The organism is Yoonia sp. SDW83-1, assembly GCF_046762885.1.
Lineage (GTDB): Bacteria > Pseudomonadota > Alphaproteobacteria > Rhodobacterales > Rhodobacteraceae > Yoonia.
The window spans coordinates 45,997-71,792 of the sequence record NZ_JBKQXO010000004.1; the positions used below are offsets into that span (position 1 = coordinate 45,997).

The window sequence follows — 25,796 nt, forward strand, 5'->3', positions numbered from 1 at the left end:
TCACTGAAATATTTTTAGATTCACAGCTCTGTTGCTTGGTGTCTCAATTGATGCAAACTGACAAAAAACAGCGAGCAGTGATATGACAGAGCATTTTGTGTTGGCGCCGCAGCCGACGATGAAACGGGTGGCCGATCTTGACGGGCCTGACTTCTACCCTACGCCTTCTTGGGCCACTCGAGCGCTAGTTGAGAACGAGCAGTTTGAAGGTATGATTTGGGAATGTGCGTGTGGCGATGGCGCTATGGCGGATGTTTTTTTGGAAAAGGGCTATGAGGTTCACGCTAGTGACATGTACGAGCGTGGCTATGGACAGAGTGGTTCAGATTTTCTGCTGCAGGATGTTCAGGTCGATAATATTGTAACCAATCCTCCATTCCATAGCGCTGAAGATTTCGTTCATGCGGGGCTTCGTCAATCGAAGAAGAAGCTAGCACTCCTGCTAAGGCTGGCGTTTTTGGAGAGTGCTGGAAGACAACGCACTATCTTCTCTGAGTCACCGCCCAGCACTGTCTGGATATTTAGTGAAAGGATCACTTTTTATCCGAAGGGGGCAGTCAGAAAGGGAAGTGGCACCACCGCGTATGCATGGTTTGTGTGGGACCAAGAGTATTCTGGCCCCACACAACTTAAGTGGCTGCCGGTAGGTTATAAGAGTGGCGCACTCTGATCAGCAGCTTCTGAGCGGCCAGCTTCAGTAATCGTCCAACTTTCGTTGTCAGCATCATAGGTTGCCAGTCCACGAGTTTCTAATCCCGTACCTTGCTCTCGATGTGAGACCAGATTTCTCACTTTTTGCGAGAAGTAAGTATCGCTGCGGCCATCTGCTATCTCCGCATCTCTCCCCGTGGGTTGCATCCTATCTTCTAACAAATCGATTAACTGCGTTGTTGTGAGCGTTCCTGACTGTGAGTTGGACAGCTCAACCAGTGCTTCTCGCCGAATCTGTGCTTCAGTATATGTCATCAAATTTCCTCCTACCAATTCTATCCCAAATACTCCCGTTAGAGTATAGAGAATTTATCTGTCGACAACTCAAGATATTGCCAAATCTCCGATTTGGCAGCGCCCGAACCGCCCCCACGGGGCGGGCGCTTCTCGCCCACCCCTCGGTTCGGGCGCGGCGCTGCCGGATAGGTCAGCCCCATCCAAGTTCGGGCGTTGCCCTCAGCTCATTAGTGCAAGGTCAAGCCGCAACAAAAAAAGCAGGCCCGGGGGCCTGCTCCGCAACGCGTCAATCGCGCTGCGCTTACAGGTCCGACTGGACCTCGCGGCTCTCTTCCGCAATCGCGTCACCTGCGTTTGAGATATCCTGACCGGCCCCTTGCACCGTTTCACAGGCGGCGAGGGTAAAGCTGGACAGGGCCAGAACGACGATAGACATGATACGCATGGGTTGAGCCTTTCTTTTGGTTGCGATTGCAATCTCAACGCATCAGCCCCCTGCCGGTTCCCGTGCCTGCCGCTCAATCGGCGATAAATGGCCTTGACCCATATCAAAGCACCGCCCCCCGCGCTGCGCCATCCTCTGATCCAAAGGAGGCACCGCAATGGACATCCAAACTCAAAAACAGAAACTGCTCGCCCGCCGCGCCGAGATTGTGGGGGACCTGCAGGAGATCGAGGATCAGCTTGACGAAACCCCCTCCCAGGATTGGGAGGACCGCTCGGCCGAGCGGCAGGGGGATGAGGTGTTGGAGGCGCTGGGCCAGGCCGAACTGACCGAGCTCAAACGCATCGACGCCGCACTGGCCCGGATCAAGGCGGGCACCTATGGCATCTGCGCCCAGTGTGGCGATCCGATTTCGGATGCCCGGCTGGACCTGCTGGCAGACGCCGCCCTGTGCAAGAATTGCGCCGTCTGACCTTAGCAAAGTGTTAACTGCCGGCCCGTTGGGGTCCGACGCTTTGCCGACGCAAGTCCGACGCGATGCCGACCGGGTTTTTTGGCCCTAAAGCGCGTTATCGACCGCCTGGCCAGCGTTCGAGATATCGCGCCCCACGCCCTTGACGGTTTCGCAGGCGGACAGGCCGAGGACGGCAATGATAAGGGCAGCGCGGATCATGGGAACCTCTTTAGATTTGAATGGCTTGGGTCAGGTTAGCGGGCGATGCGTGATCGGGCAAGACGGCTTAGGTCATGGCCAGAAACGCCGCCACCGCCGCCTCGAACTCGCGCGGCTTTTCCGCGTGCAGCCAATGGCCCGCGCCGGGGATTTTCGCAAATTTGGCGTTGGGGAAAAGCTTTTTTATTTCAGTGCGATAGTCGGTTTTCACATAGTCGGAATTGCCCCCTGACAGGAACAATGTGGGCCCGTCAAAGCTGCCTGAAACATCCGGAAATCCGATGATCGCGTCCATCTCTGCCACCAGCACATCCAGGTTGAGCCGCCAGCGTTTCTCTTTCATATCAAGGCTTTGTAGCAGAAACTCCGGCACCCCCGGTTCCAGATCGCCCAGCTGTGCGCGGGCATCCGCCCGGCTTTCGATCCCGTCCAGATCAACCCGCCGCATCGCCTCAATCGGCCCCATCTGCGTATGAGAATAGGCGACAGGGGCAATGTCGGCAACGACCAACCTGTTGACTTTGCTCGGGTTTTCCAACGCCAGCACCATCGCGGCCTTCCCCCCCATCGAATGCCCCAACACATCCATCGGCTGGTCCATCACCGCCGCCAAGTCTGCGGCCATACCGCCATAAGAATGCGTGTCGTACCAAGGACTTGCGCCATGATTGCGCATATCCACGGCGATCACCGGCCGCGTCGCCGCCAGCCGTTTCGCAATCACCCCCCAATTGCGCGCCGACCCAAAAAGCCCATGCACAATCAGCAGCGGCACCCCGTCGGGCCCATCATAGGAAACCGTGTTCAACATGCATCTGTTCTAACCCTTGAACGCCACGGATTGCCAGAACGATTGAGCCTTGTTGCAAAGCGCACTAATCGGGCTGATATGGCCCAGCAACTGCCCACATATATTGAAGAAATCCGCACGCTGATGGAGACGCAGATGTGGGTCAAGGGGCGCGATTTGCGCGCACAGACCCGTCGTGCCGGGCGTCGGTTGCCGCGCCGGATCCGCCGTGATCTGAAGTTCCTGATCGATGCGGAAAAGATCAACGCCAACCCCAAACTGGGCCGGATGGTGGATGACAAACGGGCCGCGCGCGCCCATGCCAATATCGTGGCGCATCTGAAGGCGATGAACCCGCGTGCGGCGCTTTGGACGCTGGTCTTGAATATCGCGGCCTCTGTGGCGCTGGCGCTGATCGTGATCTTTGTCGTGGTTCTCTACGTGCTCGTGCAGCGGGGCTTTGTCTGATCGGTCCCGCAGCAGAGCCGCCGATAAGATGGGTTTAAACCCATCTTACGGTGTTCAAAGGTTGGGGTAGATCGGGAACTTGTCACAAAGCGCTTCAACCTCGGCCTTCACCTTGGCCTCGACTGCACTGTTGCCGTCTTCACCGTTGGCCGCCAGCCCTTCAGTGACTTCCACAATCCAGTCGGCGATTTGCTGGAATTCCGGTTCACCAAAACCGCGCGTCGTTCCGGCGGGTGAGCCGAGGCGGATACCGGAGGTCACCGTTGGTTTTTCTGGGTCAAACGGAATGCCGTTCTTGTTGCAAGTGATATGCGCGCGGCCCAATGACACTTCGGTCGCGTTCCCTTTCACCCCCTTGGGCCGCAGATCGACCAGCATCAGGTGGCTGTCGGTTCCGCCAGAAACGATATCGAGCCCGCCTTTCATCAACTGATCGGCCATTGCCTGCGCATTCTTGACCACCTGCTGTTGGTAGGTTTTGAACTCCGGGCGCAGCGCCTCGCCAAACGCCACGGCCTTGCCGGCGATCACATGCATCAGCGGACCACCCTGAATGCCGGGGAAGATGGCGGAGTTGAATTTCTTCGCCAGCGCTTCGTCATTGGTCAGGATCATGCCACCGCGCGGACCACGAAGGGTTTTATGCGTCGTCGTCGTGGCCGCATGTGCATGCGGGAAGGGGGAGGGGTAGAGACCGGCGGCGACAAGCCCCGCGAAATGGGCCATGTCCACCAACAGATAAGCACCGACGCTATCCGCAATTTCGCGCATTTTCGCAAAGTCGATGATGCGTGGGATAGCCGATCCGCCGGCTATGATCATCTTTGGCTTATGTTCGTCGGTCAGGCGCGCGACCTCATCATAGTCCAGCAGGCTGTCCTGACGGCGCACACCGTATTGGACGGCATTGAACCACTTGCCCGACTGGTTTGGCTTCGCCCCGTGGGTCAGGTGACCGCCTGCATCCAGCGACATGCCGAGGATCGTATCACCTGGTTGCAGAAGGGCCTGAAACACACCTTGGTTGGCCTGGCTACCAGAGTTCGGCTGCACATTGGCAAACTCACATCCGAACAACTGCTTGGCGCGATCAATGGCGAGGTTTTCGGCCACATCCACATGCTGGCAGCCACCGTAGTAACGGCGCCCGGGATAACCTTCGGCATATTTGTTGGTCATCACGCCGCCCTGTGCTTCCATCACGGCGGCAGAGACGATGTTTTCCGACGCGATCAGCTCAATCTCTTCGCGCTGGCGTTTCAACTCGGCCTGCATGGCTGCGTGGATTTCCGGGTCGCGGGTTTCCAGTGTTTCGGTGAAAAAGCCGTCGTCGCGCACGGTGACGTTCATGGGTGCATCCCCCCTTGGAAGCGGTACATTTGCGCCCTCATACCCCAAGCATTGTGGGTTCTAAAGCATCAAAACGACCAAGATGTTTATGAGGCCGTCATCCACGTTTCGTATCGGCGACTTGCGTTTCGGGTGTGATCGCCGCACAACTTATCGGAACTTAAGGGAAATTCGTCCATGCCACGCCCCAAGATCGCCTTTACGGCCAGCCCGGTGCCGATTGCGCAAAGCGCGCAGCGTGAATTGGCCGCGGCTTATGGCGATGTGGAGGCGCATGATGCGGATGTCATAGTGGCGCTGGGTGGTGATGGTTTCATGCTGCAAACCCTGCATGCGACCCAAGGTCTGGATGTTCCGGTTTACGGGATGAACCGCGGCACCGTTGGTTTTCTGATGAACGAATTTGGTGCGGATGGTCTGCGCGCCCGGCTGGATGCGGCCGAAGAAGAGATCATCAACCCGCTGGTCATGACCGCCCTGACCGCAGATGGGGAAATGCACGAGGCGCTGGCGATCAACGAGGTCAGCCTGCTGCGCGCCGGCCCGCAGGCAGCCAAGCTGCGGATCACGGTCGATGGCAAGCTGCGCATGAATGAACTGGTCTGTGACGGGGCGCTGGTGGCGACGCCTGCGGGGTCTACCGCGTATAACTACTCGGCCCACGGCCCGATCCTGCCGATTGGGTCTGATGTTTTGGCCCTGACGGCAGTGTCGGCTTTTCGCCCCCGCCGCTGGCGCGGGGCGTTATTGCCCAAGGGCGCTGTGGTGCGGCTGGACGTCATTGACCCGAACAAGCGCCCGGTGATGGCAGAGGCTGACGGCAAGTCGGTGCGCAACGTGGTCAGTGTGGAAATCCGGTCAGAGCCCACCGTGCGCCACCGCATCCTGTTCGATCCCGGTCATGGGTTGGAAGAGCGCCTGATCCGGGAACAATTCGCCTAACGCATCGGGTCGAATTGCGCATCGTCCAGCGTACAATCCCGCACCACATCATCACCGCAGAGCATGGGGTTCAGGTCGCGATCCAGGCAGATCCGCGCCTCCTGAATATACCCTTGTTTGCAGGTGATGGTGATGTGGTCGGGCATCAGGGTGGGATTGTCGCGCAAGAATGCCTCTTCCACCACTTTCGCGGGCAGGGTGACCGGGTTTTCCAGCTGGCGAAACACCTCTGGCCGGGTGAATTTCTCGTAAGCCTGACGCGACAGGTCGTAGTAATCGTCAGGGGACAGCCCGGAACAGACCCCATGTTTGCGCCATTGATGCCAGGCCAGACCGGATGTGCCCATGATGTCGGCCATCGCGCGCGTGTCGCTGCGTGACGGTGGGCTGAAACCGCTGCGGCAGTATTCAGGATAGCCCGAGCGGTATTGCGGCCAAAGCCCGTGCAGGATCCAGCCATGGTCGCGGTCTGCGTCACATTGCGGCGATTGCCGCGCATCGCCTTCCAGTGCGCACCAATTGGCCGACCACGACAGCGACAGCACGTAATAATCGAACTCTCCGGCCACGTCTTGGGCCCATGCAGGTGGGGCAAGTAGGGTAAGAAGGGCGAGAAGTCGGCGCATTTTTGATCTTTCCTAACGGGATTGCCGCCCTTATATAGGCTTCAAGTTCCCCGACAATGCGAACCCGGCCCAATCAGCGGTCTGCCCAATTCAAGGGTGCGGGATAGCTTTGTCCGATGATGAGGAGAAGACAGATGTCTGACAAACCGATTATGGCCAAGGCAACCGCCGTCTGGCTTTGCGACAATACAACGATCACCTTCAAGCAGATTGCCGATTTCTGCGGCCTGCACGAACTGGAAGTGCAGGGCATTGCTGATGGCGATGTGGCCATGGGCGTCAAGGGCTTCGACCCGATTGCCAACAAGCAGTTGACCCAGGAAGAGATCGACAAGGCCGAAGCGAACCCCACGCACAAGCTGAAGCTGCTGCATAACCCCGCCGCTGTGGGCGAGGAAAAGCGCCGCGGCCCGCGCTATACACCCCTGTCCAAGCGTCAGGATCGCCCCGCGTCGATCTATTGGCTCGTCAAATTCCACCCTGAATTGTCCGACGGTCAGATTTCAAAGCTGGTGGGTACCACCAAGCCGACCATTCAGGCGATCCGCGACCGGACCCATTGGAACATCAACAATATCGACCCTATTGATCCGGTGGCCCTTGGGCTTTGCAAGCAGTCCGAACTGGACGCCGCTGTGCAAAAAGCCAATGCCAAGAAGGCCAAGGAAGGCACTGTGATGTCGGATGATGAACGGCGCAAGCTGGTCAGCACCGAACAGTCGCTGGGTATGGCGCCAGAGCCCAAGATGCCAAGCGCCATCGAGGGGCTGGAAACCTTCAGCCTGTCTGATCCGCGTGGCGATGAGGACGAGGAAGAGGATAACCGCGACGTGTCTGACGCCGACAGCTTCTTCAATCTGCCGGATGATGACGGCAAAGACGACGATTGATCAGAAAAGGCCCGGGTCATCGCCCCGGGCCTTTTCTTCAGGGTCGCCGTGCGACGATGAACCTGTTGCTGGTGTGGGTGGTGAAGTGCCCGGTTTCGACAAGATCAAGGCCCGCCTTTTTGAATGCGGCCTCCAGTTCCTTGATTGTGAAGCTGTTGACATAAGGGGCCTTGCCCACCAGCTGCATCAGCCGGACGATCACGCGCAGCCCGATATTTATCTCGCCCAGACAGGGCGTTTTGGTGATGACAAATCCGCCCGGCTTGACGGATGATTTCAGATGGGCCAGCACTCGTGGCAGATCGCCCAGCAGGTGCAGGATATTGAACCCGCAGATCGCGTCATAAGGGGCACCGGCTAGCGGTGACAGGGCCGTGGCCTGCTGGAATGTGATGTTGTCCGGCCCGTCAGCCAGCTTGTCTTGTGCAATGGCGATCATCTGTGGTGAGATATCAGTCGCCGTCACATGCTGCACACTGGGGCCAAGCAAAAGGGCGGTGCTGCCTGTGCCGCAACCGATTTCAAGGATGCGGTCATTCTGGTGCAGAAAGCTACGGGTGCGGTCCAGCGTCTCCTCGTAGGCGGGCACGTCATCGATGGGGCGCTTGGCGTATTTCGGGGCTATTTTGTCCCAGAAGGCTGCGGCGGTCATATCGTCATTTCCTTTGTGCATGGGTTGCATCGTCATTTGCATTAAGTTTCGCCAGCACAATATCCATGCGGAAATATAATATGAATTGCCTAATATCGTCGTTTCGATATACAGAAATGTATGAATTGGCAGGCTGTTTCATTCGACTGGAATCAAGTGCGCGCTTTCCTCGCGACCGCAGAGGAAGGATCGTTGAGTGCAGCCGCTCGCGCTTTGAAATCCACGCAACCCACATTGGGCCGGCAAGTGGCAGCGCTTGAGGAATCTCTGGGCGTCACCCTGTTCGAGCGAGCCGGGCGGACCCTGACGATCACCGGCGCGGGTCAGGATCTGCTGGAACATGTGCAGGCGATGGGCGACGCGGCAAGCCGGATTTCCATGGTAGCCTCCGGCCAGTCGCAGGATGTTGCGGGCACGGTCTCGGTCACCGCAAGCGATTTGTTTTCGGCCAGGATGATGCCGTCGATTATCGCCAAGCTGCGCGAGGTTGCACCTGGCATCAATATCAATCTTGTCGCGTCCAACAAGGTTGAGAACCTGACGAAACGCGATGCCGATATCGCGATAAGGCATGTGCAGCCGGATCAGCCGGACCTGATTGCCCGCCGGGTGGCGGATTTTACCGGAAACATTTATGCATCAAAGGCTTATCTGGATGCCAAGGGGCGGCCCGAGAGTGTCGATGATCTGGCAATACATGATTTTATCGGTGCCGAAGATATCCCGCGGTTGATCATGGCCTTGGCTGAATTCGGTTTTCCCGTCGCACCGCATCAGTTCAGGGCCGCAAGCAACAGCGGCGTCGCCATGTGGGAGATGATGAAAGCTGATCTTGGTATCGCAGTTTTGCCGGTGATCCTTTGCGCACCTGATCCACTGGTCGAAAAGGTTCTGCCTGATCATCCCGATATCTCATTCCCGGTCTGGCTGGCGACACATCGCGAACTGCGCACCAGCCGCCGGATCCGGATCGTGTTCGATACACTGGCAGAGGCCCTGCAGGAGATGCATTAGCGGCCTAAAGCGCCTTGCGGGCGTTGAGTGCTGCGGTAATCGTCCCGTCATCCAGATAATCCAGTTCGCCGCCAACGGGCACACCCTGGGCCAGTGAGGTGACGGTGACATCAGGCAACTGATCGGCGATGTAATGCGCCGTGGTCTGACCATCGATCGTGGCGCCGAGGGCAAGGATGACCTCGGTGATCTGTTCGGTCGTGATCCGGTCGATCAGTTTCGGAATGCGCAATTCGTCCGGTCCGACCGCGTCGAGCGCGGATAGCGTGCCACCCAGCACATGATAGCGTCCTTTGAACACGCCACTGCGTTCCATCGCCCAAAGGTCAGCCACATCTTCGACAATGCAGATCTGTCCGATAGCCCGCTTTTCCGACTGGCAGATGTCACAGATATCGCTGGTGCAGACATTACCGCAATTGAGGCATTCACGCACGGTTGTGCCGACCCGGTGCATCGCCTCGGCCAGCGGGATCAGTTGCAGGCTGCGTTTCTTGATCAGATGCAGAACCGCGCGGCGTGCCGAGCGCGGCCCAAGGCCGGGGAGTTTGGCCATCAGCGCGATCAGGTTTTCAAGGTCTTCGGTGCTGTTGCTCATGTCGTTCCGGTGGCGGCGAACAAATTTCTATAAATTTGTTCTGTGACATGAATTTTCGAGAAAATTCATTTGCGCTTAGAAAGGTAACTTTACGCCCGGCGGCAACCCGAGCCCCTCGGTCATTTTCGCCATTTCTTCCTGTGCTCTTTCATTGGCCTTGGACTGGGCGTCCTTGATCGCGGCCAGGATCAGATCCTCGACAACTTCCTTGTCATCGCCGTTGAAGATCGACGTGTCGATATCCAGACCCTTCAATTCACCCTTGGCCGTTGCCGTCGCCTTGACCAGCCCGGCACCGCTTTCGCCCGTGACCATCACGTTTTCCAGGTCTTCCTGCATCTGGGCCATCTTGCCCTGCATTTCCTGTGCCTGTTTCATCATCTTGGCCATATCGCCAAGCCCGCCAAGTCCTTTGAGCATCGCATCTCTCCTACATGAAGTTTCGTCAGAGATAGGCGTTTGGCCGCGTGCCCGCAAGCGCCGCATTGTCATCGTCGCCAAGTCAGGTATTATTTCTGACAGAATCACTCAGGTATTGAAAGGACCTCTTATGTTTCGATTCTCTTCCGTTATTCTGGTGTCTCTTGGGCTCGCCCTGCCAACTGCATCGGCGGCTGCCGACATGCCGCTAGAGGACCTGATCGCCGCGCTGCAAGAGGGCGGTCATGTGATCTATCTGCGCCACGCCCAGACCGAACGAGACTATGCCGATCAGGTCGAGGCGGTATTGGGTGATTGCGGCACCCAAAGGGTGCTGAGTGCTGCCGGTTGGGCACAGGCGAAGTCCATCGGAGACGCGATTGCAGCGCTCGAGATCCCTGTGGGTGATGTCATTTCGTCAGAATACTGCAGGGCCTGGCAGACGGCTGATCTGGCCTTTGGCCGGTTCGAGATGACCGAAAAGTTGAACTTTGCCCCGGCGGAAGACTACACCGATGCGGACATTGCCATGATGCGCGATGGGGTCACGCCGCTGATCTCACAGATGCCGGAGGCCGGTAACCTGGTCATTGTCGGCCACGACGATCCGTTCGAGGCGGCCACCGGGATTTATCCTGAACCGCAAGGTGTGGCTTACGTGATAGCACCAGATGGTGATGGAGGGTTCGAAGTGATGGGCCGTATCGGGCCGGATGACTGGGCGGGCGCGATGTAAATCGCGCCTCAATCGTCGTCGAACGGGTCCCATTCTTCATCCACTTCAGGCAGGGCGTCTTCAAGGGCGTCCTGGGCCTTTTCCGCCTCAGTCCGGATCTCTGTGATCTTGGCCTTGGGGAATGCGGCAATCACTGCCCGGACCAGCGGATGTTGCTCGGCCTCGGACCGGATGGCGTTTTCGGCGGCGTCGCGGAACTCGGCAATTGTGGCGGCGCCGCCATCGGCAACGCTGATCGCCCAGCGATTGCCGGTCCAGGCTTGCAGCCGTGATCCCAGCCGTCCGATCAGGTCGGGGGCGGCGTCAGGGGTCGGGTTCACCTCGATCCGGCCGGGCTGGTAGCTGACCAAACGCAGCCCGGTTTCGACCTCTACCAGCAGTTTGACATCGCGGTGGGCGCGGATCAGTTCGACCACATCCTCGAACCGGGCGTAATGATGCAGGGCGTCGGTTGCCAAAGCCACGGCTGTTTGCGCGCCAGATGCGGTTGGACCGGCTGGGGCGGAATGGGTCGGGGCAGGGGTGGCAGAGACCGCGCTGGTGCCGTTGCCGGACGGGGCCGCGCGTGGTGCTGCGGGGGCGGTTGGCGGCGGTGTGGCGTCTTGCAGCTTGCGCACCAATTCGTCCGGGCTGGGCAGGTCGGCCACATGGGTCAGGCGGATCACGGCCATTTCGGCGGCCATCATGGCATTGGGGGCCATCGCGACCTCTTCCAGCGCCTTGAGCAGCATCTGCCACATGCGTGACAGCACCCGCATGGGCAATTCTCCCGCCATGGCCTGACCGCGGGTGCGTTCATCGGGGCTGATCGTCGGGTCCTCGGCCGCCTCTGGCGTGATTTTCACGACACTGACCCAATGGCAGACCTCTGCCAGATCACGCAGGACCGCCATCGGATCGGCGCCGTCAGCATATTGCGCGCTGAGTTCGGTGAGCGCGTCGGCCGCCTGACCCCGCAGGATCATATCGAAGAGGTCGAGCACGCGGCCACGGTCGGCCAGCCCGAGCATGGCGCGCACCTGTTCTGCGGTTGTCTCTCCCGCCCCGTGGCTGATCGCCTGATCCAGCAGCGATTGCGCGTCACGGGCGGACCCTTCGGCGGCGCGGGTGATCAGTGCGAGCGCTTCATCGGTGATGGCCGCGCCTTCGGCATCTGCGATTTTGCGCAACAGGCCAATCTGCGCCTCCGGTTCGATCCGGCGCAAGTCGAACCGCTGGCAGCGGGACAGCACAGTCACCGGGACCTGCCGTATTTCGGTTGTGGCGAAGATGAATTTGACGTGTTCGGGCGGCTCTTCCAGCGTCTTCAACAGGGCGTTAAAGGCGTTTTTCGACAGCATGTGCACTTCGTCGATGATGTAGATCTTGTAGCGGGCAGAAGCGGCGCGGTAATGGACGCTGTCGATAATCTCGCGGATGTCGCCCACACCGGTCCGGGATGCGGCATCCATTTCCATCACGTCCACATGGCGGCCTTCCATGATCGCCACGCAATGTTCGCATTGCCCGCATGGATCGGTCGTTGGGTCGCCTTGGCCGTCTGGGCCGATGCAGTTCATGCCCTTGGCGATGATGCGGGCTGTCGTGGTTTTCCCGGTGCCGCGGATGCCCGTCATGATAAAGGCTTGCGCGATCCGATCCGCTTCAAACGCGTTTTTCAACGTGCGCACCATCGCATCCTGCCCCACCAGATCGGCAAAGGTTTCGGGCCGGTATTTCCGGGCGAGCACTTGATAGCGGGGTTGGTCGGTCATGGCGGCCCTTGTGGGATTCGGAACGTGGGTCAGACTAAGGGCGGGTTGCACCAAGGTCCACCGCGCTCAGAGCCACCAGAGAATGGCCCCGGTGGCAATCGCCCCGACGGTCATGACAACGGCGATCAGTGTCATGTTGGTGGTTGGTTGCGGGGTGGTTGCGTGGTCTTGCATCCGCCTGAGCGTCTGACAGGATTTGTTACGCGCCGACCAGAAGATGAAGATGGCGACAATGACGAACACATTGGCCACCAGTTTCGGCACCCATGTGGGCGAGAACCCCGAGAACACCGCCTTGAGCCCCAGCGCCACGCCCAGACAGGCCATGCCTGTCCGCATCCACCCCGCGAATGTGCGTTCGTTGGCCAGAATGGTGCGGTCTTCGGCCCAATCGGTGCGTGTTTCGGCAAGTTCGTTGCTGTCACTCATGACCATGACAATAGCCGGATACTTGCATAAGGCGAGGGTCTGGTTTACGAAATGCGAGCCGTGTTGGGCGGCACCCAGGTTCGCGGACAGCGTGATGCACCCAATGACGACCTTTGGATGACCGATCATGGTCTTTCTCATTTTCCCGGATCAGCGAACCGGCGGGAGACATGGTGAGGAAGCCAATGACAGACCCACTTGATGCCTTGCGCAGGCAGGCGAAAACCCTTCATAGACTTTACGAAAGCGGCGATAAACCCGCCATTGCCCGTGTTGATGTGGTCAATCCCCGCAAGGGCGATCTGAAACACGCCGATTTTCTGCATGTGATTGCCCGCGAACAGAATTTTCCCAGCTGGCCGCAGATGAAGATTGCGGTTGAGACCCAAGGGATGGACCGTGCGGCCAAGCAGCAACGGCTGAAGATCGCGATTTTTCATGGGCAGGTGCAGGTTGTCCAGCAGATGATCTGGGACACGCCCGATCTGGCAGAGGGTGCCTTTGGCCTGCAGGTGGCACTTTTTGATCTGGCCGCCGTGCGCCGCGTTCTGGCCGATGATCCGAAGGCCGCGACCCGGGCGGTCGGGCCGCGTCGCCCGATCCTGCATCTGGCCTTTTCAAAGATGCTGACGGCCTGGCCCGAGAAGGAGTCGGACATGCTGGCGATTGCTGAATTGCTTGTCGCCCATGGGGCGGATGTGAATGACGGCTTTCCGCATGAACCGGGCAGTGATCATAGGCTTTCGGCGCTTTATGGCGCGATTGGCCATGCGGGGAATATGCCGCTGGGCCGCTGGCTTTTGGATCATGGGGCGGATCCGAATGATGGCGAAAGCCTTTATCACGCGACGGAACTGGGTCACCAAGAAGGTCTGAAACTGCTGCTGGAGCATGGGGCTGATCCGAAAGGTACCAATGCGCTGCTTCGGGCGATGGATTTTCACGATGTGGCGGCGGTGCGCATGTTGCTGGATGCCGGGGCCGATCCCAATGAATTTACGCCCGATGAGGTGGGTGGCGAGGCCCCTTTCGTTGTGCCTGCACTTTTTCAGGCGGCGCGTCGGCATGCGCGGGCGGATATGGTCGAACTGTTGCTGGATGCGGGTGCCAATCCGGGGCTGAGCTGGCAGGGCAGCAGCGCCTATGCCGCGGCTTGCGTTTTTGGCAATGACAGCCTGTGCGAGCTTTTGCAAAAGCGAGGCAATATGCGGCGCCTTACGCAGACCGAGCAAATTCTGGCTGATTGTGCGCAAGGAAAAGTGGTGCCAGGTCGCTGGATTGATATCGCACAGATTCCGCCGGCCTTCACCAATATCATCACCGAGATATTGTCGCTGCCAAACCCTTTGCCACATGTAGAGGCGCTGGTTGCGGTTGGACTGCCGTGGGATGCCCCTGATGCGCAGGGCATGACGCCTGTTCAGATGGCCGGTTGGCTGGGCCTGCCAGATATGGTGACCTGTTTCCTCCGGCTTGGTCCGGACCTGAGTCATGTCAATGGGTATGGCGGTACATTGCTTAGCACCATCATCCACGGATCGGAAAACTGCCCGGCCCGTGCGGAACGGGATCACATTGCCTGTCTGACGCTCGCGCTGGAGCATGGCGTGGCCTTGCCGAAACGGGCGATTGATCTGGCCGGTGAACCGGACGTGGCCGCGTTTCTGGCCGATTGGGCAGAGGCGCATCCGGGCCAGATTGTGGAGCATGGGATTGCTTGAGTTTGTGATCCATAGCCTGCCCGTGGGGGGTGGTGAACTGGCCATCACCCCCATGCCCGGGCGCACGCGGCATTACTATACCGACTGGCTGCGGCTGATGGAGTGGCGACCGTCGCTGGTGATTTCCATGACGTCGCAGGTGGAGCTGGACCGGAAAGGGGCGGGGAGCCTTGGCGGCGATCTGGCGAATGAAGGGATCGGCTGGCTGCATCTGCCGGTGCCCGATTTTGGCGTTCCCGACGATGATCTGGACTGGCCCATCGTGCGGGATCAGGCGCTGGGCGCGCTGGGGCAGGGGAACCGTGTGCTGGTCCATTGTTTTGGTGGTTGCGGGCGGTCGGGCATGATGTGTCTGCGGCTGATGATTGCGGCAGGTGAAGATCCCGACGCAGCCCTGGCAAGGCTGCGCCGGGTGCGCCCATGCGCGGTGGAGACAGCACCGCAAATGGCATGGGCACGCGGCGGTGCCACGGCGTAAGATGGGTCTTGACCCATCCTACCGGGCGCGGGCCGCAAGCTCTGACAGCATCGTTTCGATATCCGGCACCAGCGCTTCGGCCACTTTCAGGGTGGCTTGCGCGCGCAATTCATTGCTGCGCCGGTCGGCTTGAAAGGTGCGGGCAAAACCCGACAGATCAGCCGTGACCTGCGTGGTGCCGTAGGGATATCCGTTGCGCACATCAACAAAGGCTGCGGCACCGATGCCCGCGACGCTGATATTCCGGGTTGGCAACAGCATTCCGCCCACCAGCGTGACATCGGCCAGCGCAAAGGGGGTGTTGCCGGTGCGGCTGCGAGCCCCGATCTCGTAAATGATCACGTAATCAAGATGTTGGCGGGCGGAGGTCAGCCGTATCTGCTGGATCGCCGCCGCTGCTGTGTCGGACTGGTGCCGGTTGATGCCGGTCGCATTACTGCCGGTCATCGCCATGATCAGCGGGCTGACCGGGACAAATTCACCATAGCGGCTGTTGCGTTCGGCGATATCGGCGAAGAGCGCCGTTTCCTCTGCCGGCGGCAGGGTCAGACTGCCATTAACGATCCGTGCGATCCCGATGCGGGCCGGGAAGCGCAGGTTGGGTTCGACAGCGGCGGCCTTGGCGATGTCTTCGTCGATAAAGCTGGCCGGTGTGGCAGCGATGAAATCGGCGCCGGATGTTGTCTGGATGCTGGGGCCGCAGGCGGCAAGCGCCAGAAGGATAAGTGCGATGAGGGGGCGCGTCATAGGGTTCTCCAAAAAATGTGCAAATTACACATATTTTGAATCTGCTTGTGCTGTCAACTTAAAATGTGCAATTTGCACATATGAAAACCGTTCTTGATGCCTTGCTTGCCCCGATTGCACGCCTTTGCGTCGCGCGTGGCGTCCTGTTTGCAGAAGCGGCCGAGCGGCTGAAGGCACAGTTTGTCCGCGCCGCGATTGGCCAGATTGACGGCAAGGTCACTGATAGCCGCCTGAGCGTCATGACAGGCTTGCAACGCCGCGACATCGTGCGTCTGCGGGCAGAGCCGGATGATGCGCAGCCGCCCGTCAATCATCTGTCACGCCTCGTTGCGCAATGGGTCGCACAGGGCGGGGATGCATTAACGCGCAAATCCTTTGATTCGCTCGCGCAGGAGATTCGCCGCGATGTGCACCCGGCCACGATGTTGGCGCAGCTACGGGATGCGGGCACTGTCGCAGTCGCAGATGAAGAAATGGTTGAGCTACTGGCGCGGTCCTATCAGCCGCTGCCCGGAACGGGCGCCCAACTGGATTATCTGGCGCGCAATGGGGGCGATTTCCTGACAGCAGCGACTGCGAACGTGATGCAGGACCCGGCCCCGTTTTTTGAACGTGCGGTGCATTACAACCAACTGTCCGCAGACGCTGTGGCCGTGCTGGAGGCCGAGTACAGGGAGGCCCAGATGTTGGTCTTGCAGCAGATCAACGCGCGCGCAGCCGCATTGCAGGCCACCGAGCCGGGCCATATGCGGTTCCGCGCGGGCGGGTATTTCTACAAAGAGGATGAGGCGTGATGCGGCGTGTGGTTCTAATCGTTTTGTTGCTGGGCCTTGCAGCCTGCGCCGCACCCACCGAACAGGATGGCGGGATCGGTGGCACCGGCGCACCGGTGATGCAGGAGATGGCTGTTTAGGATATTCAGCAAATGTCTTGTTGATACGGATGTATTGGCAGACTGTTGGTGAAGTCGGTCTGATTTCGACGGTCTGGTCATTGCGCTACCAATTGACGGGTCATCATCTTATACGAACGCAGTGTCATCCGATTGAGGGTCTTATGGATCACCCGCTTATTTCATTGATTGATCAGAAGATCGCCGAAGCCGAGAAACAAGGCCAGTTCGACAATCTGCCGGGGGCGGGCAAGCCGTTGGAGCATCTTGGCAAACCGAAGGATGCGCTGCTCGACCGGATGGCGAAGGAGGCCGATGTCAAATCCCCGATGGTGGTTCTGAAGGAACAGATCGCGGCGTCAAAGACCCGGCTGAAAGGCCTGACCAATCAGGCCGCGCGCAAGGCGGAAATGAAGACCCTTGCAGATCTGCAAATGCGCCTTGCGCTGGAGATAGAGGCGGTCAAGCGGTTCGGTTGAGGTGGGGTAAACCCCCACCCTACCGCTTTTTCTTGTTCTGGGCGTTTTTGACCATTTTCCCGAATTTGCGATACCGGTCCCGCGCCTGGGCGATGGTTTCGGTCGCGTATTGGTTTTCCCGTTTGAGTTTCTGGAACCGCCTGAGCCGGTCAGGATCCACATCACCGGCGGCAATGGCGGCCTGCACCGCGCAGCCCGGTTCGCTGTCATGTTCGCAATCCCGGAATTTGCACTGTTCGGCCAGTTCCGAGATTTCGGGAAATGTGGCGTCGATCCCGTATGCGACCTCGGCCACGCCCAGCCCGCGCATGCCCGGCGTGTCGATCAGCCAACCGCCGGTGGGGATCTGGTGCAGGGAGCGGCCCGTGGTGGTGTGACGCCCACGCGCGTCATCCTCGCGGATGTCCTGCGTGGCCGCATGCTCGCCGGTAAGCGCGTTGGCAATGGTGGTTTTGCCAACGCCGGAAGAGCCGGCGAAGGCGACCGTTTGCCCCTTGCCGCACCAGGGGGCGAGGGTTTCGCCTACCGTGTGGGATTTGGCGTTGATCGCAAGTACCTCCAGATCCCGGCCAAGCCTGCGGGCCTGATCGACGTAAGTCTCTGGATCGTCGGTCTGGTCTGCCTTGGTGATCAGGATGACGGGCGTGATCAGCGCATCATGTGCGAGGGCGAGATAGCGTTCCAGCCGGGCCGGATTGAAATCATTGTTGCAGGATGTGGTGATGAAAAGCGTGTCGATATTGGCGGCGATCAGTTGCTTTTCACCGGTGTGGTATTCGGTCCCCCGGCTAAGCTCGGTCTTGCGATCCAGCACGCGGGTCAGCCGGTGTTGGGCCGGGTTGCAAAGCACCCAATCGCCGACCGCGACCGCGCCGGTCGTGATGCCGGGATCGAGCGTGAGTTCCAGCGGGCCGATTTCGGAAAGCGCCACGACCCGGTCGCGATGGACCGTGGAGATGCGGGCAGGGGTGAGGTTTTCCAGCTCTTCGATTTCGAGCTGGGACATGTAGAAAGGCGACCAGCCAAGTGCGTCGCGTGTCAGGGTATTCAATGGGTTATCCTCGTCAAAGGAAATGCGTTTGCTGGCGCAGATGCGTCAGCGGGGGCCGGACGAGGGGACGGAAATAGCTTCAGCGCACCCGGGCCGGGAGGATGGATCGCACAATCATTTTTGTCCTCCTTTTTCGAAGTTGCCGGGGGCAGAATGCCATCTTTACGAGGGCGGTGCAACAAGTGGTGCGCAAAGTTCGGTGATGTGAAGAGGGGCGCGCAACACCCCTGTTGGCGCGAATCGGATCAAGGCCAGTTAACGCGAGGGTTATTGGCCAAATCGGCGGTCGGCGATGTGTCGGCAAAACGTCGGACTTGCGTCGGACCCATTGGGCGGGTTTGGCGGGGTTAACGGGGCGAGCGGTGGAAGTGTGAATGCGGTGTTAAGGATTGGGGGCGGGTTTGAAGGGGTGGTGGCAGCAATTCTGAAACGGGATGGAGGATGAAGTCAGCCATCCTACGCTTGCTGGAATGATGCGACGCGAATGCCACGACCACGAACACCCAGAATACTTGCTTGTGTAGATCTAGATTGTTCGCTTAATGGAGGATAATGAAGATATTTTCTTTGCCAATCCAATTCTTAGCCCTCAGCGCTATGATTTTTTTGCTGACTTTCCTATTTCTACCTATGCGCTTCGAAGAAAATGACGACATCGTCATGATGCTACTCGCCAGCGGTGTGTACAGCGGCGAGCCGTCTTCGAATTTGGTATTCATTAACTACATCCTGGGTGTTGCGCTAAGCAGTCTATATCAGGTTATGCCCGAGTTGGATTGGTACCCGGGAACGATGCTTTTTGCGCTTTCAGCTTGCTGCGCACTTGGCGCCATTACGGCTATTGACCGGTTCCGCACAAAACAAGCCGTCAACACTTTTGCATTTACGGTCTTCGGAGGTCTAGCGCTATGCATAATCATTCAGATGCAGTTCACGACAGCCGCGGCGTTCACAGGGGCTGTTGGGGCTTGGGTGGTTTTGACTGGAAGGACACGCACTTTGCGGCTGATTGGGGCCGCGCTGGTCCTATACGGATTTTTGCTGCGGTTTGATGCAGCGATGCTGGTTCTTTTGGTGGGGTCTCCATTTTTTGTGTTGGCCATCTGGCGCCAGACGAATGTGTTACGATGCTGGTTAGGTCTTGCCGGTCTTGTCGTCATAGGTCTTGGTCTTCATGTGTACAGTGAACGCGCGTATCAGTCGCTCAATCCGGCGTATGTCGCGTTCAACGATGTTCGCGGAAAAGTGAATGATAATCCAAATGCGGTGTTGGCGTCTGAAATATTACCCGATGAAATTTCTGCCAATGACTTTGCATTATTGGTGGAATTTTTTCCGGATCCATTGGAAATTAATCAAGCAGACCTAGAAGCGATCCATGCAGCTGTCATTCAGAAAGAGCAAAGCCTGACATTGGGTGATTGGTTTCATGCCTTCAAAAAACTGCTGTCTCGCACCACTGTGCAATTGGTGGTTGTGACGCTGTTAGTTTTGGTGAGCGTGGTACCCGGGCGCATACAAAAGTTAGTGTTGCTCGCCGCCTGCATCACATTTCTTGCACCGTTGCTCTACGTCAGTGTATTCGCCCTTCTAAAAGAACGTGTTGTGCTTGCGGCGGTCGCATCTGTTATCTCGGGGCTTTTCTTTCTCAACCTTCAGTTGGTGGCAAAACGGACTGCGTGGATGGCATATCTTTCGCTCATCTGGGTATCACTGTTCTTTTTGCTTGAATCAAAAGACAGACTTATTAGCAATTTGCGGGTGCACGGACAATTTTTTGCACAGTCAGAAATAATTCAGATGTGGGACGGCTCAGTCTTTGTTTACGCTAACGCTGTGCGCGTTCAATACTCCCGACTTTTCACCAACGACTTGGACCCGCTCCTGGGCAAGGTTTTTTTTGCCGGTTGGATGACGCTGCACCCCGACAACTCAGCTTACGAAAGCCACCAAAGCCTCTTGGCAGAGGACGCCGCATTATTGTTGTTTGCGGATGCCGGCGCTGACGCCAAGATCACTCTGATCCTTACCGCACTAGAGGAGAATTACGGCGTCAGAGCCGTCGCCGAGGTCGTGGCACAAAACGACAGTGGATTGTTGCTGACCTTTCGCCCAAGCCCTTAAAAGCTTACGCTGCGGTTCACCATTTTTGGCAGGAACAGCGTTAATGGTAGTTAGCTTCTTGGTCTGACCCCAAAGTACCTCCCGAAAGTGGTGCACCAACTGGGATAGTTTTGTTCTGCAAATTGGAAGATCAGCGATGGCTGGAAAACGAGCGAGGGCGGGAGGCATAGCATCAAAGCTCCGGCAAGTTAAAGTTCTGCAAGGACAAGGTGCGACGATTGTTGAGACGGTGCGCCAGATCGGCATGAGGCAGTAGACGTTCTATCGATTATGCCAGCTCTATGGCTGGATACATCGGTGTCCCTGACGGCGATCTTGCCTTTGGCACATTCGCCTGAGGTGAGAGGTTGGACAACGACCCAAGCGGGGCTCGTTATGGCTGCTTCCTTCCGGACCTGACCAGGTTGGCGAGGCGCTCGCCCGCGCCAACCTCTCAAGGTTCCATATAAGGGGCCGTCCGCATCAGTGCAAGCGGTCAGAAGGTAAACCGGTATTGGTCAAAGCCGCCTGTGCCTGGCCCCACATGGCTAACGCCGGGTGCTGTGTATTTGCTTGCGGCGGGGGCGGATTGGAAAATGGCGCTGGTGTCGGGCAGATGGGTGAAATACCAGGTGTGGCTGGCCGGTTGCGTCACAACTTCGTTGCTGCGCAGATAGTCGATCAGCACGTCCCGGGCGGATTTGGTCGATTGGTAGAGAATGTCGGCCTCGACCGCCCCGCGGAACCCGCCGCCGCCATGGGTCCGGTAGCTGTTGGCGGCGACGATGAAGCTGTCATTGTCCCCCACAGGCTGCCCTTGATACTTCAGCGCCCGCACCCGCCCGGCCTGTGCGTTGATCACGCTGCCATCAGGGGCGAAATGTGCGGGCTGCGAGAGGTCGAATTCATAGCTAAGGCCAAAAATCGTGTCGCTATTATAGGCCGGGCTGTGCGGGTTGATCATGGGCTGGTCATGCTGGCCGGGGATGACCTGGGCAAAATGCGAGGCTGCCCGTTCCAGCCACTGCCTGATCTGCGCCCCGCTGCGCCTGATCCCGCAGAGCGTATTGGCAAAAGGATAGATCGCCGCTGCATCACGCAGCGCAATCGCGCCTGGGCTGATGTCGATGTAATGGCTTGGCCCGGCCCGCCCGCCCGCCCGGAAGGGTGAGGTCGATGACAGGACAGGGAGCGCATGATACTGGCTACCGGCCATGACGCGCCGGATGAAACCCTGTTGCGCCCGCGCCAGAAGCTGCTGGGTGAGGTCAGGGACGATATTGGCGTAATAGCTGTGGATCGGCACCTCGGTCAGGGCGATGGGCTGCCGGATATGCCTGATCGTCGCGCTGTGGGCGGTTTGCAGATGCGTGCTAAGCTGTTTTTGCAAAGGGCTTGGGCCGTTGTCGCGGGCTGAACACGGTTCAAGCCGCGACTGATGGGTCTGGATGGTCCATGATCCGTCGTGCCAGCCAAGCTGCAGATCAATGACCCCCAGCCAGTTGCCGTAGAACCCGGCCATGACGGCGGGTTTGCCATGCAGGGTGCCGTTCACCGGATCAACGAAGTTGGTCCTGGGCTGATCATCACCCGGAAACATCTCGTGTGTGTGACCGGTCAGCACGACATCAATGCCGGGAATGGCGGCCAGTGGGACGGCGGCGTTTTCCATGGTTTCGCAATGATCAGCGGCGCCGATGCCGGAATGGCAGAGCGCGATGATAATGTCCGCCCCGTCGGCCTTGATCTGCGGGACCACCCGCTCTGCCGCAAAGACAATGTCTTCGGTTTCAAGCTCACCCTTCAGGGCGACCCGGTCCCAGACCGTGATTTGTGGCGTCACGAAGCCCGTGACGCCGATCCGCAATGTGCGGGTCTTGCCGTCGTCGCAGGGCATATCCCGGTCGAGAATGACATAAGGCAGGGCCAGCGCATCACCCTTGATCTGGTGGGTATTGGCGCAGGTCACGGGAAATCTGGCATCGGCGAGCGCCGCGCGCAGCATATCGAGTCCGTAGTTGAACTCATGGTTTCCCAACGTGATCGCGTCATATTGCAGGGTGTTGAAGGCGGCGATCATCGGATGCGGTTGGCCGTCCGTGCCGTTGCTGGCCACGTAATCGGCCAGCGGATTGCCCTGAATGAAATCACCATTGTCAAAAAGTACGCTGGTGCAGGACGTGTCAGATCGGAGTGTTTCGATCCTGTCGGCCAGTTGGATCAGCCCGGTGTCGCTGTCGCTGTGATCGGCGAAGTAATCATAGGCCAGCAGCTGCATGTGCAGGTCAGTCGTTTCGAGAATACGCAGACGTGCTTTCGGGTCACTCCCTTGAACTTCAACAGCCTCATCTTCAGGCGAACTCATGATCATTTTTCAACTATAAGGTGAATCGATGTGATTGCCACAGCCCAACGACGGAAAAGTTTGAACTCGGTTGGCTGACATGTCATTGCGGCGTAATGAAAATTGCTGAAACAGTTACATTTGGTGGCTCCGGCCTTGATCGTGCGGCAGAATGGCGCAGCCAGGCACAGGATTTGGCCAAACGTCCTGACAGTCAATCCATTGTGTTGTGGCGGGGCAAACCGATGATCGCGGACGAGGGTCTTTTCCATGTCCCTATGGACCACCCTATCCTAAAGGATGCAAGCGAAGGTCTGGTCCTTTTGGGCCGTGACGGTGGGTCAGCTATTTTTGCGGCTGACATATCGGGTTGGGAACCGCCTGATCTGGATGCATCGGAGATGGACAGTTTTCTGGACCGGACCAAACAGCACCACCCGTCGATGCCGGATGACGTGGTTTTTGCCGAATTGCGCGGCGTGATGACCCGGCTGAGCCTGCGTGATGCGGAACTGGCCGCGACGGCCAAAGCGGTGTTTGGCTGGCATCGGACCCACCGCTTTTGTGCGCTTTGCGGTGCAGAAAGCGTGCTGGCGATGGCGGGCTGGCAGCGTGATTGCCCGGCCTGTGGCGGGCACCATTATCCGCGCACCGATCCGGTTGTGATCATGCTGATCACTCATGGCAACGCGACATTGGTGGGTCGGTCGCCCGGTTGGCCTGAGGGCATGTATTCCTGTCTGGCGGGGTTTGTCGAACCCGGCGAGACGATGGAGGCCGCCGTGCGCCGCGAAGTTTTCGAAGAGGTTGGTGTGCGTGTCGGTCCTGTGACCTATCTGGCAAGCCAGCCCTGGCCGTTTCCGGCGTCACTGATGTTTGGCTGTATGGGTGAGGCATTGGGCACAGAACTGACCCTTGATCCGGCGGAGATCGAGGATGCCCGCTGGGTCAGTCGGGAGGAGATGGCGCAGGCCTTTGCCGGGCAACATCCTGACATCCTGCCGGCCCGCAAGGGGGCGATTGCCCATTTTCTACTGCAGAATTGGCTGGCAGACAGGCTTGATTAACCGTTTGTCTTGTTAGACTGTTGGTGTTCGAACTGGGGCAGATGACATGAAATTCAGCACGCGCGAAGATATCGAAGCCCCGGTCGATCACGTCTTTGCGCAGGTCAGCGATTTTGCCGGGTTTGAGCGGCGCGCGCTGCGCCACGGGGCCGACATTACGCGCATTGATAGCGGACCCTATCGGGTCGGATCGTCCTGGGACATTGTCTTTACCTTTCGCCAGCGGGAGCGCCGGATGCGTGCAACGGTGAGTGAGCTTGACCCGCCCCATCATTATCGGATCGATACGGTGTCGGATGGGCTGAGCGTGGCCACGACTGTGGAACTGGTCCCCTTGTCCCGTGGGCGCACCCGCGTTGCAGTGGCGATGGATCTGCGGGCGAAATCGCTGACCGCCCGGTTGCTGTTGCAATCCATGAAGCTGGCCAAGGTCAAGCTGACCAAGCGGTTCAAAGCGCGCGTGGTGGAATTTGCCGAAGATATCGAGGACGCTTACCGCAAGGCGAGCTGAGGCAAAAAAATTCCAGAATATTTTTGTGCAAAAGGAATTTCGAGAAATTCCTTTGCCGCGCGCTTAGTCCTTTGCGGGTTCGCGTCGGCTGGCGGCGGCGGGGTAGACCCCCATCACATGCAGAAGATCGGTGAAATACTGCAGTTCTTCCAGTGCCAGTTGCACGTTGCGGTCATCAGGATGCCCTTCGATTTCGGCATAGAACTGCGTCGCCGTGAAAGCGCCGCCGACCATGTAGCTTTCCAGCTTGGTCATGTTCACCCCGTTGGTGGCAAACCCGCCCATGGCCTTGTAAAGCGCTGCGGGGATGTTGCGCACCCGAAACACAAAGCTGGTCATCATCCCATGTTCACCCCGTCTGCGGTAGTCAGGTTCACGCGCCATGACCAGAAACCGGGTGGTGTTGTTATCGGTGTCTTCGATATTGCGGGCGAGCACATCAAGTCCGTAAATGTCCGCCGCCAGTTCCGAGGCCAGTGCGCCGATTGTCATGTCGTCACCTTCGGCGACATCGCGGGCGGCCTTGGCATTGTCGGATTTGACCCGGCCCGTGATCCCGTGTTCCCGCAGGAAGCCCGTGCATTGCGGCAGGATCACCACATGCCCGAATGCGGTCTTGATATCATCCAGGCTGGCCCCTTTGCGCGCCAGCAGATTGATATGCACCCGCACAAAGCTTTCATCGACGATATGCAGTCCGCTTTTGGGCAAAAGGGAGTGTACGTCAGCGACGCGTCCATAGGTCGAGTTTTCAACCGCGATCATGCCCAGATCGGCGTCGCCATTGCGCACGGCCTCGATCGATGCAGTGAAGGTAGGGCAGGGCAGGGGCTCATAATCCGGATAATTCGCGGCACAGGCTTCGTGCCCGTAAGCTCCCAGTTCACCCTGGAACGCGATTTTTTGCGACATGATCGTGTCCTCCCCGTCAGATACGACAAAAATGGGCGTTTCGTCGCGCCAGTACACCTTGCAACCCGGCGTGGGAAGCGGATAGATACCGCAAAACTTTGAACGGAATGGAACGCGACATGTTCGACACAATGACGATGACCAAGACGGTTGGGGCACTTTGCGGCACATTGCTGATCTATCTGCTGGGTGCCTGGGTCGCGGAGTTGATCTATCACAGCGGTGACGGGCATGGCGACCATGCGCAGGCTTATGTGATCGAAGTCGAGAGCGAAGATGGCGAAGTTGAGGTCGTTGAAGAGGTTGATTTCCCGGTTGTGATGGCCTCGGCCAGTGCTGCTGATGGCGAAGGCTTGTGGCGCAACTGCCGGTCGTGCCATGCGCTTGAGGCGGGTGTCCATGGCACGGGTCCTGCTCTTTATGGTGTTGTTGGTCGTGAGGTCGCTTTTTATGACGATTTCAACTATTCCGGCGCTTTGGTCGAGGTGGCCGATGTATGGACACCGGAGAACCTGAACGGGTTCCTGGAGAATCCCCGCAGCTGGGCGCCCGGCACCGCAATGGGTTACAACGGGATGCGCAGTGTCGAGGACCGGGCGAACCTGATTGCCTATCTTGACAGTCTGGATGATTGAGTTCCGATATCGCTGAAAAACCAAAGCCGCCCCGGTACGGGCGGCTTTTTCATGCGCGGTATCGTGTGGTCACTTGGTGATCACGTAAACTCAACTTGAAACTCGATGAAACAATCCATTT

The 25,796-nt window shown here is 58.5% G+C and carries 30 protein-coding genes and 1 other RNA gene; 15 read left to right on the top strand and 16 right to left on the bottom strand.

Annotated elements, in window-relative coordinates:
• Positions 1-82 precede the first annotated feature (82 nt).
• Positions 83-670 carry a hypothetical protein gene (locus tag ACFWW4_RS06200; protein WP_411890051.1) on the top strand — a complete coding sequence of 196 codons (588 nt, stop codon included), beginning with the start codon at positions 83-85 and terminating at the stop codon, positions 668-670.
• Here ACFWW4_RS06200 and ACFWW4_RS06205 read toward each other — a convergent pair.
• Both ACFWW4_RS06205 and ACFWW4_RS06210 read right to left on the bottom strand, forming a co-directional pair.
• Positions 649-966, bottom strand: coding sequence for a hypothetical protein (locus ACFWW4_RS06205; protein ID WP_411890052.1), 318 nt, complete (start codon positions 964-966; stop codon positions 649-651). The genes ACFWW4_RS06200 and ACFWW4_RS06205 overlap by 22 nt on opposite strands.
• 283 nt (positions 967-1,249) lie before the next feature.
• Positions 1,250-1,384 carry an entericidin A/B family lipoprotein gene (locus tag ACFWW4_RS06210; RefSeq protein WP_411890291.1) on the bottom strand — a complete coding sequence of 45 codons (135 nt, stop codon included), beginning with the start codon at positions 1,382-1,384 and terminating at the stop codon, positions 1,250-1,252.
• A 166-nt stretch (positions 1,385-1,550) separates the two neighbouring features.
• On the opposite strand from ACFWW4_RS06210, the gene ACFWW4_RS06215 reads away from it, so the two are divergent.
• Positions 1,551-1,865, top strand: coding sequence for a TraR/DksA family transcriptional regulator (locus tag ACFWW4_RS06215; RefSeq protein ID WP_411890053.1), 315 nt, complete (start codon positions 1,551-1,553; stop codon positions 1,863-1,865).
• An 87-nt stretch (positions 1,866-1,952) separates the two neighbouring features.
• Here ACFWW4_RS06215 and ACFWW4_RS06220 read toward each other — a convergent pair whose 3' ends face one another.
• Both ACFWW4_RS06220 and ACFWW4_RS06225 read right to left on the bottom strand, forming a co-directional pair.
• The gene (locus ACFWW4_RS06220; protein WP_393930368.1) at positions 1,953-2,066 is read right to left on the bottom strand and encodes an entericidin A/B family lipoprotein; all 114 of its coding nucleotides are present in this window, start codon (positions 2,064-2,066) and stop codon (positions 1,953-1,955) included.
• A gap of 67 nt (positions 2,067-2,133) precedes the next feature.
• Entirely contained in the window at positions 2,134-2,877 is a 744-nt protein-coding gene (locus ACFWW4_RS06225) for an alpha/beta fold hydrolase (protein WP_411890054.1), read from the bottom strand.
• Between the two features lie 78 nt (positions 2,878-2,955).
• On the opposite strand from ACFWW4_RS06225, the gene ACFWW4_RS06230 reads away from it, so the two are divergent.
• Positions 2,956-3,324 carry a hypothetical protein gene (locus ACFWW4_RS06230; protein ID WP_411890055.1) on the top strand — a complete coding sequence of 123 codons (369 nt, stop codon included), beginning with the start codon at positions 2,956-2,958 and terminating at the stop codon, positions 3,322-3,324.
• A gap of 54 nt (positions 3,325-3,378) precedes the next feature.
• Here ACFWW4_RS06230 and glyA read toward each other — a convergent pair whose 3' ends face one another.
• Positions 3,379-4,674: a serine hydroxymethyltransferase gene (gene glyA / locus ACFWW4_RS06235; protein ID WP_411890056.1), complete on the bottom strand. Its 1,296-nt coding sequence runs from the start codon at positions 4,672-4,674 to the stop codon at positions 3,379-3,381.
• A 177-nt stretch (positions 4,675-4,851) separates the two neighbouring features.
• On the opposite strand from glyA, the gene ACFWW4_RS06240 reads away from it, so the two are divergent.
• Entirely contained in the window at positions 4,852-5,616 is a 765-nt protein-coding gene (locus ACFWW4_RS06240) for an NAD kinase (RefSeq protein ID WP_411890057.1), read from the top strand.
• Here ACFWW4_RS06240 and ACFWW4_RS06245 read toward each other — a convergent pair.
• Positions 5,613-6,242 carry a ribonuclease T2 family protein gene (locus ACFWW4_RS06245; RefSeq protein ID WP_411890058.1) on the bottom strand — a complete coding sequence of 210 codons (630 nt, stop codon included), beginning with the start codon at positions 6,240-6,242 and terminating at the stop codon, positions 5,613-5,615. The two genes, ACFWW4_RS06240 and ACFWW4_RS06245, sit on opposite strands and share 4 nt — an antisense overlap.
• Before the next feature lie 134 nt (positions 6,243-6,376).
• Between ACFWW4_RS06245 and ACFWW4_RS06250 the strand changes: the two genes are divergently transcribed.
• Complete coding sequence (locus tag ACFWW4_RS06250; RefSeq protein ID WP_411890059.1) at positions 6,377-7,132, top strand: DUF1013 domain-containing protein; 756 nt, start codon at positions 6,377-6,379, stop codon at positions 7,130-7,132.
• A 37-nt stretch (positions 7,133-7,169) separates the two neighbouring features.
• Here the strand turns inward: ACFWW4_RS06250 and ACFWW4_RS06255 are convergent, their stop codons facing one another.
• The gene (locus tag ACFWW4_RS06255) at positions 7,170-7,784 is read right to left on the bottom strand and encodes a class I SAM-dependent methyltransferase (RefSeq protein ID WP_411890060.1); all 615 of its coding nucleotides are present in this window, start codon (positions 7,782-7,784) and stop codon (positions 7,170-7,172) included.
• A gap of 120 nt (positions 7,785-7,904) precedes the next feature.
• Between ACFWW4_RS06255 and ACFWW4_RS06260 the strand changes: the two genes are divergently transcribed.
• Positions 7,905-8,798, top strand: a complete 894-nt coding sequence (locus ACFWW4_RS06260; RefSeq protein ID WP_411890061.1) for a LysR family transcriptional regulator — start codon at positions 7,905-7,907, stop codon at positions 8,796-8,798.
• Between the two features lie 4 nt (positions 8,799-8,802).
• On the opposite strand, the gene recR is transcribed toward ACFWW4_RS06260, so the two are convergent.
• Together recR and ACFWW4_RS06270 are read right to left on the bottom strand one after the other, a co-directional pair.
• Positions 8,803-9,396, bottom strand: a complete 594-nt coding sequence (gene recR / locus ACFWW4_RS06265; RefSeq protein ID WP_393926849.1) for a recombination mediator RecR — start codon at positions 9,394-9,396, stop codon at positions 8,803-8,805.
• Positions 9,397-9,471: 75 nt separating this feature from the next.
• On the bottom strand, positions 9,472-9,816 hold the full coding sequence (locus ACFWW4_RS06270; RefSeq protein WP_411890062.1) for a YbaB/EbfC family nucleoid-associated protein: 345 nt from the start codon (positions 9,814-9,816) through the stop codon (positions 9,472-9,474).
• A 130-nt stretch (positions 9,817-9,946) separates the two neighbouring features.
• Between ACFWW4_RS06270 and ACFWW4_RS06275 the strand changes: the two genes are divergently transcribed.
• A complete protein-coding gene (locus ACFWW4_RS06275; RefSeq protein ID WP_411890063.1) occupies positions 9,947-10,552 on the top strand; it encodes a histidine phosphatase family protein in 606 nt (201 codons plus the stop codon).
• Between the two features lie 8 nt (positions 10,553-10,560).
• Here ACFWW4_RS06275 and ACFWW4_RS06280 read toward each other — a convergent pair whose 3' ends face one another.
• Both ACFWW4_RS06280 and ACFWW4_RS06285 read right to left on the bottom strand, forming a co-directional pair.
• On the bottom strand, positions 10,561-12,306 hold the full coding sequence (locus tag ACFWW4_RS06280; protein WP_411890064.1) for a DNA polymerase III subunit gamma/tau: 1,746 nt from the start codon (positions 12,304-12,306) through the stop codon (positions 10,561-10,563).
• Positions 12,307-12,372: 66 nt separating this feature from the next.
• Complete coding sequence (locus tag ACFWW4_RS06285) at positions 12,373-12,735, bottom strand: YidH family protein (protein ID WP_411890292.1); 363 nt, start codon at positions 12,733-12,735, stop codon at positions 12,373-12,375.
• Positions 12,736-12,920: 185 nt separating this feature from the next.
• Here ACFWW4_RS06285 and ACFWW4_RS06290 point away from each other — a divergent pair, with 185 nt between their 5' ends.
• On the top strand, positions 12,921-14,456 hold the full coding sequence (locus ACFWW4_RS06290; RefSeq protein WP_411890065.1) for an ankyrin repeat domain-containing protein: 1,536 nt from the start codon (positions 12,921-12,923) through the stop codon (positions 14,454-14,456).
• Positions 14,443-14,934 (top strand): protein phosphatase, encoded by a 492-nt coding sequence (locus ACFWW4_RS06295; RefSeq protein ID WP_411890066.1) that lies wholly within the window; start codon positions 14,443-14,445, stop codon positions 14,932-14,934. The genes ACFWW4_RS06290 and ACFWW4_RS06295 overlap by 14 nt, the downstream gene beginning before the upstream one ends.
• A gap of 18 nt (positions 14,935-14,952) precedes the next feature.
• Here the strand turns inward: ACFWW4_RS06295 and ACFWW4_RS06300 are convergent, their stop codons facing one another.
• Positions 14,953-15,681 carry a hypothetical protein gene (locus tag ACFWW4_RS06300; protein ID WP_411890067.1) on the bottom strand — a complete coding sequence of 243 codons (729 nt, stop codon included), beginning with the start codon at positions 15,679-15,681 and terminating at the stop codon, positions 14,953-14,955.
• 80 nt (positions 15,682-15,761) lie between these two features.
• Between ACFWW4_RS06300 and ACFWW4_RS06305 the strand changes: the two genes are divergently transcribed.
• Complete coding sequence (locus tag ACFWW4_RS06305; RefSeq protein ID WP_411890068.1) at positions 15,762-16,475, top strand: DUF6502 family protein; 714 nt, start codon at positions 15,762-15,764, stop codon at positions 16,473-16,475.
• Positions 16,476-16,737: 262 nt separating this feature from the next.
• Positions 16,738-17,052, top strand: coding sequence for a DnaJ family domain-containing protein (locus ACFWW4_RS06310; RefSeq protein ID WP_411890069.1), 315 nt, complete (start codon positions 16,738-16,740; stop codon positions 17,050-17,052).
• Positions 17,053-17,071: 19 nt separating this feature from the next.
• Here ACFWW4_RS06310 and rsgA read toward each other — a convergent pair whose 3' ends face one another.
• Positions 17,072-18,103 carry a ribosome small subunit-dependent GTPase A gene (gene rsgA, locus ACFWW4_RS06315; protein ID WP_411890070.1) on the bottom strand — a complete coding sequence of 344 codons (1,032 nt, stop codon included), beginning with the start codon at positions 18,101-18,103 and terminating at the stop codon, positions 17,072-17,074.
• Between the two features lie 552 nt (positions 18,104-18,655).
• Between rsgA and ACFWW4_RS06320 the strand changes: the two genes are divergently transcribed.
• Complete coding sequence (locus ACFWW4_RS06320) at positions 18,656-20,227, top strand: hypothetical protein (RefSeq protein ID WP_411890071.1); 1,572 nt, start codon at positions 18,656-18,658, stop codon at positions 20,225-20,227.
• A gap of 337 nt (positions 20,228-20,564) precedes the next feature.
• Here ACFWW4_RS06320 and ffs read toward each other — a convergent pair.
• Both ffs and ACFWW4_RS06330 read right to left on the bottom strand, forming a co-directional pair.
• An RNA gene (ffs, locus tag ACFWW4_RS06325) (signal recognition particle sRNA small type) lies at positions 20,565-20,663 on the bottom strand.
• Positions 20,664-20,702: 39 nt separating this feature from the next.
• The gene (locus tag ACFWW4_RS06330; protein WP_411890072.1) at positions 20,703-22,571 is read right to left on the bottom strand and encodes a bifunctional 2',3'-cyclic-nucleotide 2'-phosphodiesterase/3'-nucleotidase; all 1,869 of its coding nucleotides are present in this window, start codon (positions 22,569-22,571) and stop codon (positions 20,703-20,705) included.
• Positions 22,572-22,666: 95 nt separating this feature from the next.
• On the opposite strand from ACFWW4_RS06330, the gene nudC reads away from it, so the two are divergent.
• Entirely contained in the window at positions 22,667-23,617 is a 951-nt protein-coding gene (nudC, locus tag ACFWW4_RS06335; protein WP_411890073.1) for an NAD(+) diphosphatase, read from the top strand.
• A 46-nt stretch (positions 23,618-23,663) separates the two neighbouring features.
• Positions 23,664-24,128 carry an SRPBCC family protein gene (locus ACFWW4_RS06340; RefSeq protein ID WP_411890074.1) on the top strand — a complete coding sequence of 155 codons (465 nt, stop codon included), beginning with the start codon at positions 23,664-23,666 and terminating at the stop codon, positions 24,126-24,128.
• 63 nt (positions 24,129-24,191) lie between these two features.
• On the opposite strand, the gene ACFWW4_RS06345 is transcribed toward ACFWW4_RS06340, so the two are convergent.
• Positions 24,192-25,040, bottom strand: coding sequence for a prephenate dehydratase (locus tag ACFWW4_RS06345; protein WP_411890075.1), 849 nt, complete (start codon positions 25,038-25,040; stop codon positions 24,192-24,194).
• A 119-nt stretch (positions 25,041-25,159) separates the two neighbouring features.
• Between ACFWW4_RS06345 and ACFWW4_RS06350 the strand changes: the two genes are divergently transcribed.
• Positions 25,160-25,675, top strand: a complete 516-nt coding sequence (locus tag ACFWW4_RS06350; RefSeq protein WP_411890076.1) for a c-type cytochrome — start codon at positions 25,160-25,162, stop codon at positions 25,673-25,675.
• Positions 25,676-25,796: the final 121 nt, after the last annotated feature.

What these genes read in the sequence shown, in the direction of transcription:
- ACFWW4_RS06200 (WP_411890051.1), top strand. Translation starts at nt 83, where the DNA reads ATGACAGAGCATTTTGTGTTGGCGCCGCAGCCGACGATGAAACGGGTG.
- ACFWW4_RS06205 (WP_411890052.1), bottom strand. Translation starts at nt 966, where the DNA reads ATGACATATACTGAAGCACAGATTCGGCGAGAAGCACTGGTTGAGCTG.
- ACFWW4_RS06210 (WP_411890291.1), bottom strand. Translation starts at nt 1,384, where the DNA reads ATGTCTATCGTCGTTCTGGCCCTGTCCAGCTTTACCCTCGCCGCCTGT.
- ACFWW4_RS06215 (WP_411890053.1), top strand. Translation starts at nt 1,551, where the DNA reads ATGGACATCCAAACTCAAAAACAGAAACTGCTCGCCCGCCGCGCCGAG.
- ACFWW4_RS06220 (WP_393930368.1), bottom strand. Translation starts at nt 2,066, where the DNA reads ATGATCCGCGCTGCCCTTATCATTGCCGTCCTCGGCCTGTCCGCCTGC.
- ACFWW4_RS06225 (WP_411890054.1), bottom strand. Translation starts at nt 2,877, where the DNA reads ATGTTGAACACGGTTTCCTATGATGGGCCCGACGGGGTGCCGCTGCTG.
- ACFWW4_RS06230 (WP_411890055.1), top strand. Translation starts at nt 2,956, where the DNA reads ATGGCCCAGCAACTGCCCACATATATTGAAGAAATCCGCACGCTGATG.
- glyA (WP_411890056.1), bottom strand. Translation starts at nt 4,674, where the DNA reads ATGAACGTCACCGTGCGCGACGACGGCTTTTTCACCGAAACACTGGAA.
- ACFWW4_RS06240 (WP_411890057.1), top strand. Translation starts at nt 4,852, where the DNA reads ATGCCACGCCCCAAGATCGCCTTTACGGCCAGCCCGGTGCCGATTGCG.
- ACFWW4_RS06245 (WP_411890058.1), bottom strand. Translation starts at nt 6,242, where the DNA reads ATGCGCCGACTTCTCGCCCTTCTTACCCTACTTGCCCCACCTGCATGG.
- ACFWW4_RS06250 (WP_411890059.1), top strand. Translation starts at nt 6,377, where the DNA reads ATGTCTGACAAACCGATTATGGCCAAGGCAACCGCCGTCTGGCTTTGC.
- ACFWW4_RS06255 (WP_411890060.1), bottom strand. Translation starts at nt 7,784, where the DNA reads ATGACCGCCGCAGCCTTCTGGGACAAAATAGCCCCGAAATACGCCAAG.
- ACFWW4_RS06260 (WP_411890061.1), top strand. Translation starts at nt 7,905, where the DNA reads ATGAATTGGCAGGCTGTTTCATTCGACTGGAATCAAGTGCGCGCTTTC.
- recR (WP_393926849.1), bottom strand. Translation starts at nt 9,396, where the DNA reads ATGAGCAACAGCACCGAAGACCTTGAAAACCTGATCGCGCTGATGGCC.
- ACFWW4_RS06270 (WP_411890062.1), bottom strand. Translation starts at nt 9,816, where the DNA reads ATGCTCAAAGGACTTGGCGGGCTTGGCGATATGGCCAAGATGATGAAA.
- ACFWW4_RS06275 (WP_411890063.1), top strand. Translation starts at nt 9,947, where the DNA reads ATGTTTCGATTCTCTTCCGTTATTCTGGTGTCTCTTGGGCTCGCCCTG.
- ACFWW4_RS06280 (WP_411890064.1), bottom strand. Translation starts at nt 12,306, where the DNA reads ATGACCGACCAACCCCGCTATCAAGTGCTCGCCCGGAAATACCGGCCC.
- ACFWW4_RS06285 (WP_411890292.1), bottom strand. Translation starts at nt 12,735, where the DNA reads ATGAGTGACAGCAACGAACTTGCCGAAACACGCACCGATTGGGCCGAA.
- ACFWW4_RS06290 (WP_411890065.1), top strand. Translation starts at nt 12,921, where the DNA reads ATGACAGACCCACTTGATGCCTTGCGCAGGCAGGCGAAAACCCTTCAT.
- ACFWW4_RS06295 (WP_411890066.1), top strand. Translation starts at nt 14,443, where the DNA reads ATGGGATTGCTTGAGTTTGTGATCCATAGCCTGCCCGTGGGGGGTGGT.
- ACFWW4_RS06300 (WP_411890067.1), bottom strand. Translation starts at nt 15,681, where the DNA reads ATGACGCGCCCCCTCATCGCACTTATCCTTCTGGCGCTTGCCGCCTGC.
- ACFWW4_RS06305 (WP_411890068.1), top strand. Translation starts at nt 15,762, where the DNA reads ATGAAAACCGTTCTTGATGCCTTGCTTGCCCCGATTGCACGCCTTTGC.
- ACFWW4_RS06310 (WP_411890069.1), top strand. Translation starts at nt 16,738, where the DNA reads ATGGATCACCCGCTTATTTCATTGATTGATCAGAAGATCGCCGAAGCC.
- ACFWW4_RS06320 (WP_411890071.1), top strand. Translation starts at nt 18,656, where the DNA reads ATGAAGATATTTTCTTTGCCAATCCAATTCTTAGCCCTCAGCGCTATG.
- ACFWW4_RS06330 (WP_411890072.1), bottom strand. Translation starts at nt 22,571, where the DNA reads ATGAGTTCGCCTGAAGATGAGGCTGTTGAAGTTCAAGGGAGTGACCCG.
- nudC (WP_411890073.1), top strand. Translation starts at nt 22,667, where the DNA reads ATGAAAATTGCTGAAACAGTTACATTTGGTGGCTCCGGCCTTGATCGT.
- ACFWW4_RS06340 (WP_411890074.1), top strand. Translation starts at nt 23,664, where the DNA reads ATGAAATTCAGCACGCGCGAAGATATCGAAGCCCCGGTCGATCACGTC.
- ACFWW4_RS06345 (WP_411890075.1), bottom strand. Translation starts at nt 25,040, where the DNA reads ATGTCGCAAAAAATCGCGTTCCAGGGTGAACTGGGAGCTTACGGGCAC.
- ACFWW4_RS06350 (WP_411890076.1), top strand. Translation starts at nt 25,160, where the DNA reads ATGTTCGACACAATGACGATGACCAAGACGGTTGGGGCACTTTGCGGC.